The 7,971-nt window shown below is 40.0% G+C and carries 8 protein-coding genes and 1 pseudogene; 6 read left to right on the plus strand and 3 right to left on the minus strand.

The genetic code is table 11. The features are described 5' to 3' along the window. The coding region (locus tag AC5V8P_RS20690; RefSeq protein ID WP_495473817.1) for a hypothetical protein at positions 1 to 448 on the minus strand (448 nt) is incomplete at its 3' end. A 900-nt stretch (positions 449 to 1,348) separates the two neighbouring features. On the opposite strand from AC5V8P_RS20690, the gene AC5V8P_RS20695 reads away from it, so the two are divergent. The 5 genes and pseudogenes from AC5V8P_RS20695 to AC5V8P_RS20715 all read left to right on the plus strand — a co-directional run. Continuing rightward, the gene (locus AC5V8P_RS20695) at positions 1,349 to 2,047 is read left to right on the plus strand and encodes an aspartate/glutamate racemase family protein (protein WP_064796717.1); all 699 of its coding nucleotides are present in this window, start codon (positions 1,349 to 1,351) and stop codon (positions 2,045 to 2,047) included. 280 nt (positions 2,048 to 2,327) lie between these two features. Then, a complete protein-coding gene (locus AC5V8P_RS20700; RefSeq protein WP_231116822.1) occupies positions 2,328 to 2,792 on the plus strand; it encodes an HAD-IA family hydrolase in 465 nt (154 codons plus the stop codon). A 177-nt stretch (positions 2,793 to 2,969) separates the two neighbouring features. Then, complete coding sequence (locus AC5V8P_RS20705) at positions 2,970 to 3,716, plus strand: SDR family NAD(P)-dependent oxidoreductase (RefSeq protein ID WP_063213926.1); 747 nt, start codon at positions 2,970 to 2,972, stop codon at positions 3,714 to 3,716. Between the two features lie 160 nt (positions 3,717 to 3,876). Further along, positions 3,877 to 4,224, plus strand: a complete 348-nt coding sequence (locus tag AC5V8P_RS20710; RefSeq protein WP_063213925.1) for a winged helix-turn-helix transcriptional regulator — start codon at positions 3,877 to 3,879, stop codon at positions 4,222 to 4,224. Positions 4,225 to 4,630: 406 nt separating this feature from the next. Next, positions 4,631 to 4,929 (plus strand): annotated as a pseudogene (locus AC5V8P_RS20715) (IS1595 family transposase); the annotation flags it as partial. A 24-nt stretch (positions 4,930 to 4,953) separates the two neighbouring features. Here the strand turns inward: AC5V8P_RS20715 and AC5V8P_RS20720 are convergent. Together AC5V8P_RS20720 and AC5V8P_RS20725 are read right to left on the minus strand one after the other, a co-directional pair. Further along, complete coding sequence (locus AC5V8P_RS20720; protein WP_063213924.1) at positions 4,954 to 5,349, minus strand: VOC family protein; 396 nt, start codon at positions 5,347 to 5,349, stop codon at positions 4,954 to 4,956. 338 nt (positions 5,350 to 5,687) lie between these two features. Beyond that, entirely contained in the window at positions 5,688 to 7,106 is a 1,419-nt protein-coding gene (locus tag AC5V8P_RS20725) for a helix-turn-helix transcriptional regulator (RefSeq protein ID WP_063213923.1), read from the minus strand. Positions 7,107 to 7,543: 437 nt separating this feature from the next. On the opposite strand from AC5V8P_RS20725, the gene AC5V8P_RS20730 reads away from it, so the two are divergent. After that, positions 7,544 to 7,971: hypothetical protein (locus AC5V8P_RS20730; protein ID WP_495473818.1), on the plus strand; the 428-nt coding region annotated here is incomplete at its 3' end.

Consider the following 7,971-nt stretch of genomic DNA (forward strand, 5'->3'; position numbering starts at 1 on the left):
AAGCCCCACCAGCACACCACTGTATTTCATATTTTCCTGAGCGCATTCCGTTTGGAAACCCATCCATGCTATACCAATTAAATGTATCACCACCACCTACATACTTGGTAAGTAAATAATCTCCACTATCGACATGCTTTAAGGTAAAAGTAAGTGTTGTTTTGCTATTGTTTTTTACACGAATCTTAACATGACCATATCCAGGAGATATGGAGAACTCTGTTAATGGCGACTTTCCATCAAGGTTCACATTAAAAAGATCTTTTCTCTTAAAAAGACTCACATCATGATTACTAGGTGTTTTTACCTCACCTTGGTTCGCGTAAGTTATTGTATTTGCAGAATTACTTACAGCATCTGAATCTGCAAAAATCGTATTAGGTACTGCAACAGCTCCCCCTATTAGACCCAGAGCCAAGGCCGGTACAATAAAATGTTTTTTCTTCAAGCTTATCCCTCTCTATATTTGTTTTAAAACTACCACTTCATTCTACTAAAAGATTCCACGTTTTTAGTTTATTTTTCAATAAAATCATAATATTATTTAATAAATATATATTTATGCATTGATTAGCAAGATAATAAAACAGATTTACAGCTCGTCCTCTTGAAGCTTAATATCCAACTCAATCAGACGGTCCAAGTCCTGTACCGTCTGCATTTTTATATTCCCAGCCTGTAGGTCTTTGACCCACTGGGTGATAGCTGCGCTAATCTTAGCGCCGCAGCAAGTATGCTGCTCGCATCAGTGATTGCATTTCATCACTAGCTATTTTTGGGATTGTTGCACTTATGTATTTATTAGCAATAATGCTTGGTGCGACCCACTTTCGGTATTCATCCACCAAATAAAAAAAGCGCGGTTTCCAAAAAAATAGAAACTGCGCTGTGCTTGAGTTTTATAGAATACTGGTGAAGGGAATTGAACCCCTGGCCTACGCATTACGAGTGCGTTGAAATAAAGTTTTGATGGGTTTTACAAAGCTCCTATAGCCTGTCCAACAATAAATAGGGTTCCGTCAGGTATTACAGATATCCGTATTTCGGTAGAAGATTTGGTAGAAGAAAATAATTGAGGCAACAAGTACAAGGCAGATGCCTTAATGGTCTCAAGTCCCTCCGTCTCATCTCCAGATCCTTCATAGCAGCATCCTACGGTCGCCTGCTGAAAACTGTAGACTGAACCGCGACGTTAAGCTAACGGGCAGGTTAGTTTAATAAATATCGGGAAATAGTATCCCGATACCTTCAATTCCAAAGTTATTCTAAGTTGTGATAGAAACTTAGAGTGCATTGTAAAGCTTAGTGTGAAATAATGTTTTAATTACTTAGTGGAGGTACTAATCACATGAAAACTATAGGTCTTATTGGTGGAATGAGTTGGGAGTCATCTTTGCTCTATTACCAAATAATCAATCAACGTGTAAAAGAAAAGTTAGGCGGTCATCACTCCGCTAAAAGTCTCATGTATTCGGTAGATTTTCAAGAAATTAAGACTTTACAACATCAAGGAAATTGGGTTGAAGCCACTAGAATTATGATTGACTCCGCACAAAAGCTAGAAAATGGTGGAGCTGATTTAATACTCATATGTACCAATACGATGCACAAAATGGCGCATGAAGTAGAAGAATCGATATCTATCCCTTTAATTCATATCGCAGATTCAACAGCAATCGAAATTGTTAAGGATGATATTAAGAAGGTGGCTTTGCTGGGGACTGCTTTTACTATGGAGCAAGATTTTTACAAAGGTAGACTTATTGAACGCTTTGGACTTGAGGTTATTGTTCCAAATGAAGCAGAAAGAATGGTTATACATGACATCATTTATCAAGAACTCTGTCTTGGAATTGTAAAAGAAGAGTCTAAGCAATCCTACTTAAAAATCATCAACAGTCTTGTTCAACAGGGAGCAGAAGCTATTATTCTTGGATGTACAGAAATTACGCTTCTCATTTCACAAGACGATTGCAGTATACCGATTTATGACACAACAAGACTTCATGCTGAATGTGCTGTTGACTTCGCTTTGAATGAGGGGTAATTAACAAAAAACGAATTATATGTGACTGCAGCATTAGGCTATTACGCTAACGGGAGACGATAGTTAAATAAAAAGGGTTCCACATATTGTTCATGACTAATATGCGGAACCCTTTATTATATCTGACTTTTTTATATTTAGCTCTTGATAAACCGTGAAAATAAAGTTGTAGACTGAGAAAATAAAATATTAGACTAACGATGCTTCATTAAGCTAACGGGCAGGATAGTTCAAATACGTGGTATCATGTGGTGAGTAATTAATGGAGCCCTCTTTTACAATGTTGAGAATGGGGGGAATCGTGGTCGGCTTGGAATGGGAAGGTTTGTATAGAGAATTGTTGGGAGATGGAAACCAATTGCTTATGGAAGGCGCAATGGATGTCTGTCATCGCTTATCAAAGACCCATCGAATGTTCGTAATCACGAATGGTATCACTCACACGCAAATCAAACGCTTGAAGCAGTCTGGGCTATATAAGTTTTTCGAGGATATCTTTGATTCGCAAAGCATTGGTTATCAAAAACCGAAGGAAGAATTTTTCAATTACGTCATAAGTCATATTTCAGAATTTAATAGAAAGGATGCGCTTGTCATTGGAGATTCATTAAATACGGATATCAAAGGTGGTCTTCAGTCGGGCATTGACACCTGTTGGGTCAACAGAACCGGACAAATAAGTCCGGCAGAAATTAAAAGCACATATACAATCTCAAACTTAATGGAGCTCACTTCCATCTGTTAGGCTGTAAAAACAAACGCTTGTGCCGCCTCAATTATCACTTTTTGGTGACTATATCACAAAAAAGTGAGTACTGTTTTTCTTGTAACTTTTCCCCCATACTATCGTTCATAGGAGAGGTTCATGAAGCAGACAGAGCATCCTATACCAGATAAATCATTATAAAAGGAGTGTAATAGAATGGGGAAATTTGACGGGAAGGTAGCAGTTGTAACCGGAGGTACAAGCGGCATCGGTCTCGCGTCGGCACAACAGTTCGTAAAAGAAGGGGCTTACGTTTTTATCACGGGACGCAGACAACGTGAACTGGATGAAGCAGTAAAGCAGATCGGAAAGAATGTTACAGGTGTCCGAGGTGACATATCTAAATCGGAAGATCTAGATATATTATTCGAAACAGTTAAGCGAGAAAAGGGACACTTGGACATTCTCTTTGCAAATGCCGGACTAGGGTCATTTCTTCCATTAGGAGAAATTACAGAAGCACAATACTACAAGACTTTCGATGTCAACGTGAAAGGAACCATCTTTACAGTACAAAAGGCATTAGCTTTGTTTCCAAATAAAAGAGGTTCGATTATTCTAACGGGATCCACTGCTGGCTCGACGGGGATGCCAGCGTTTAGTATCTATGGTGCATCAAAGGCAGCGATCAGACAGCTCGTCCGCAGCTGGATTCTTGATATGAGAGGGACCGAAATTCGTATAAACATCCTTAGTCCGGGAACAATCGTAACGCCGGCGTACGATGAGTTATTTGGCTCTGAACTAGATCATTTCCTGGAACAGGCAAAAAATGATATTCCGCTCGGCAGAGTGGGGCAGGTTGAAGAGATCTCCAATGCTGTCATGTTCCTAGCCTCTAATGAAAGCAGCTATATGAACGGCGTTGAATTATTCGTAGATGGCGGAGTAGCTCAAGTTTAACCAGGACATAATAATTTTCAAACGACAAAGACTTTTAAATCAACTTAAATGCGATTGTATTATCCCCTCCATGTAACGTTCAATTTTTCCTTCAGTGATCTTTGAAGGATCAAGCGATACATGAAGGGGATATTCTTAGATCGGGAGATGGTGCATTGATATGAAAACATTTTTCTGTGAACTGGAAGTTACACTAGAGGTTATCGGAGGAAAGTGGAAGGGGCTTGTTCTGTACTATTTAATAAAAGGACCTAAACGGACGGGAGAGCTTAAGCGACTCGTTCATAATATATCGCAAAAGATGCTGATTCAAACTCTTCGGGAACTGGAAACAGACGGATTAATTCGCAGAAAGATGTACAATCAGGTACCGCCTAAGGTGGAATATTCAACGACGGAACTGGGTCAATCACTTGAACCCATTTTGAGATCGCTTTGTGATTGGGGGGGGAATTACGTAGAGCAATCCTTCGCTCCGGGCGAGATTGAGATTTTGTATCTGGATTAACTGTCAGGAGACAAGAGCATAGTCCCATTTGAAGTCGCTATTTTAGCGGCTTTTTTGTTTTATCGTTTTACGTTGATGTTTTCGAGTGATGAGCAATATTCTAGTACAGGTTACTTCGTAATTAACAAGGTGCACTACAAAACTAAGGACACAAAACTTGTCTCAGAGATTAATAAGTACGTCTTGGATTATGGCAAAAGCATCATGCCCCAGCTGTTGCCAGGAGTCGGAGCAAACAGGTAAGCGGTTGAGGCTAATGACAATGAACCCATTACGCTCCCCCAATATGATTTAGTTTTCTCACTCAGGCTCATGAATTCGCTGGATTTCACCTTTAGCTAAGTGTCAGATAAAAAGGAAACAGAGGAGCTAACATAGAGATGAAATACAACAACAAAGACAAGGAAAAAAGTTTGCCAAGGTAAAAGGATTACAGCGCGAAACTGTTAATGAGCGACAGAAACAGCGTGTAAAGAAAGGGATTTTTCACATTCAGTACGTTAACAACTTCCATAGCTGTTTAAAGAGCTGGATGGAACCTTTCCAAGGTGTCGGAACGTACTATTCGGACAACTGTCTCTATTGGTTCCGCTGGCTCGAATTAAGCAAAAAATGTAGGCATTTGAAAAACGAGTAGAACAAATGCTTATTTCAGCGCGTCAAAAATCTAATTTAATAACCGTTGAGATATTAAGGAGTGCATAATAAAAGACCTCTACCATTAAGAGGTCAAGGTGCTACCAATTCAACCTTAATTCTATCTGGGTCTTCAAAATAAACAGCATAATGTTTTTCCCCGCCCGCAAAAGGATGCTTATCGCTATAAAGGATTTCAACACCCTTGCATTCTAATTTTTTTGTCATATCATCTACTTGTTGACGGGAACTTGCGTGAAATGCCAGATGGTTTAGACCTACCCGACATCTATGGTAAGGTATGTCCATAAAACGTTCTTCCGCTTGAACAAAAACAATATATGTCTCTCCTAATTTCCAACTATGACCACTTTCCCACGATTGAAAAGAATTATATCCTAACTCCTCTAAAAACCAACCCCAAAAGTTAATTGAATTTTTTAAATCTGAAACATATATCTCTATATGGTGAATAAGTCCTTTTGACAACGGATGACCTCCTTTTATAATCTATAATAATTATTTTATCAGATAATTTTAGTGTTACAATTATTTATCATAAAAGCAGCAATCTTTGAGAAAACAGCCTATCAGTATAATTGGTTTGGAAATTTGTAAACGCAATTATGTATGGTTCATGCTGATCACCTCAGGATAGGTATTTGATGGATTGTGTAGAAACCCCTTCAATGTATAAACCCGCCGACCAGTTAAGGTTAGCAGGGACTTGCTTTGCTTACGTTTAAGCTCCTCCAATGGTAACCTGAGGCTGGATACTATGGTGATTTAAGGCTTCATCCGGCACAGTTATAATAAATAACAAAAAGCTAGCCGCGATAATCAGCAGTACCGTTTTTTTCAACATTAGTCATCCACACCTTTTCAATAAGATTTAAAAAACTAGCTTTGGTTTCATGAGACGCATGTTCCCGAAAATGTGAAAACAGCCCCATACAATTAATGAAATAAGTCTCATTATTTAGTGTATGATAACTTACCATTGAATACATCAAATGTTTAAAACCATCACTGTAAGAACCACGATGTAAATAATAATGAGCTAACTCGTAACCAAACCACGCGATATAGTCCGGTATCACTTGCTGTGTATACATATCATCGGATAGAGGATGTTCAGAAAACGAATTAATCTCCGATTCAAATCGTTTGAGTATATCGTCTACATCTATGCTATATTGGTTTGCGGCAATTATAACATTGAGCAGTTTTGATATCTTCTCGTTTTCGTTAGTCGCTGATGTCGCTACAATATATTCAACATAATCATGCAGCACATTTATATCTCCTGATAAAAGTTTATATACATAAGTATTACCTTCTGCCCAACTTTTGAACAAGCTAATCCAGTGCCGGGTATCTTCATCAGTCTCCATTACCCAATCTAAATCAGCATAGGCGTATGTATATTGTAGAGCTTGCTGATAATCGCCTCGGGCTTCACAGACACTTGCACACAACAGGTCGGCATAGGAAATGTATACAAACAATGGACGGCTTAGCTTATCAGTAGATTCAGTGTGTTCTCGACTGTTCTGTTGATGTTTCAGTGTATATTGGATTTCGGCTTTAGCTCTCATTTTCCTCGCCATTTCATCAACCTTATCCCATTTACGCAAAGACCTGTACACGTTAGCTAAGTCCTTCAATGCGTCAAGTTGGTCTAAATCATCTAGGCGTTCGACAAAAGCTTCAAAAACTGCTGCTGCCCTAACGTTTTGGCTTTGATCGTCTCCAATTTGAATCGTGAATATTCGATATTGGCAGACTGCCAAACGTTCAGAATGTTGATATCTCTCCGTTTCAGCTACACCCTCATAGAGCAGCAATGCAGCCTCATTTCGTCCCTGCGACAATAATTCTTCTGCAATTTCAAATAGCTTGGGCGAATATAGCAGATTATCCATGATGGCCCCCACTACTCGACGGATTGCATCCAACTTGCCCAACTCCGCACAGCGAAACAAAAACGGCTCGATTCGCCTCATATTCGGGGGATGGTCGATGATAAAGTTTTCTATAAACAGATCATAAAAGTGACCTTCTGGTAAGCCCATAGCCTCAGTAATTAGGTCAAGCTGGTTAATAGACATAGACTTATTCCCTGACACAATGGCGCTTACCGCCCCCCTATTCATGCCTGCTATATGTCCAAACTCCGTCATGCTCAAACCTTCTTGTTGTAGGAATCTGTCTAATTCTGCTCGAATCGTAGGTGTATGTTCCATGCCATATCCACCCCTCGCATAAAAATCCCAGTATTTTATAATCATTTACTATTTTTGCTCAGTAATTAACCAATTGTCAATATCTTTTTTTGCGAATCGTGTGGAAAGGCTACGTTTGTCATAAGGATACTCCTGTAAACAAAAAAAGTACCCCACCGGCTTTAAGCCAGCAGGGTAAACTAAAGTTAGAAGAAAATAATTGAGGCAACAAGCACGAGACAGACCCTTAATGCTCTCTATAGTATCTACTTATACCCCTGCGAGAAATAATTATCTTTCTCAAGAAGCAACAGCACCGTCTTTATGCCCTGTGTGCGCTGCCTGTCTGGTATTAAGTATTAGCAACTGCTGCCGTAAGAGCTCCCGTATTAATAGTGATTGTCTGTCCGCCAGAAAGGGCGTTTCCAGTAGCCTGTAAAGTATAAGTGTGTGTTCCAGTGAGTGGGGCTTCGTCGCAGGTAGTCAAGGCAGTCGTAATAGGACTATTTGCTGAAACAGGAGTATCGCTTGCAGTTGCGATTACGGTAGCGTCATCACGGATGATACTAAATGTGATCGTCGGATTTGCAGAACTTGGAGTCCATGTCGAGTACGCGGTAAGCCAAACAGTGCTCGTAGCAGATGGTACAGTTACAGTTACAAATCCAAGATTCGCTGTCGGAACTGCTGCAGTTAAAGTTGGACCTGAAAATGTAGTGCAGTCAAACGCAGTAAAAATACCAGGAGCGCCTGTTGCGCCAGTAGCTCCAGCAGGTCCTGTTGCGCCTATCGCGCCAGTAGCTCCAGCGGGTCCTGTTGCGCCTATCGCGCCAGTAGCTCCAGCGGGTCCTGTTGCGCCTATCGCGCCAGTAGCTCCAGCGGGTCC

Source organism: Paenibacillus sp. N119s, from assembly GCF_059447605.1.

Coding starts and splice junctions, on each gene's coding strand:
- AC5V8P_RS20695 (WP_064796717.1), top strand. CDS start 1,349: ATGAAAACTATAGGTCTTATTGGTGGAATGAGTTGGGAGTCATCTTTG.
- AC5V8P_RS20705 (WP_063213926.1), top strand. CDS start 2,970: ATGGGGAAATTTGACGGGAAGGTAGCAGTTGTAACCGGAGGTACAAGC.
- AC5V8P_RS20725 (WP_063213923.1), bottom strand. CDS start 7,106: ATGGAACATACACCTACGATTCGAGCAGAATTAGACAGATTCCTACAA.
- AC5V8P_RS20700 (WP_231116822.1), top strand. CDS start 2,328: ATGTTGAGAATGGGGGGAATCGTGGTCGGCTTGGAATGGGAAGGTTTG.
- AC5V8P_RS20710 (WP_063213925.1), top strand. CDS start 3,877: ATGAAAACATTTTTCTGTGAACTGGAAGTTACACTAGAGGTTATCGGA.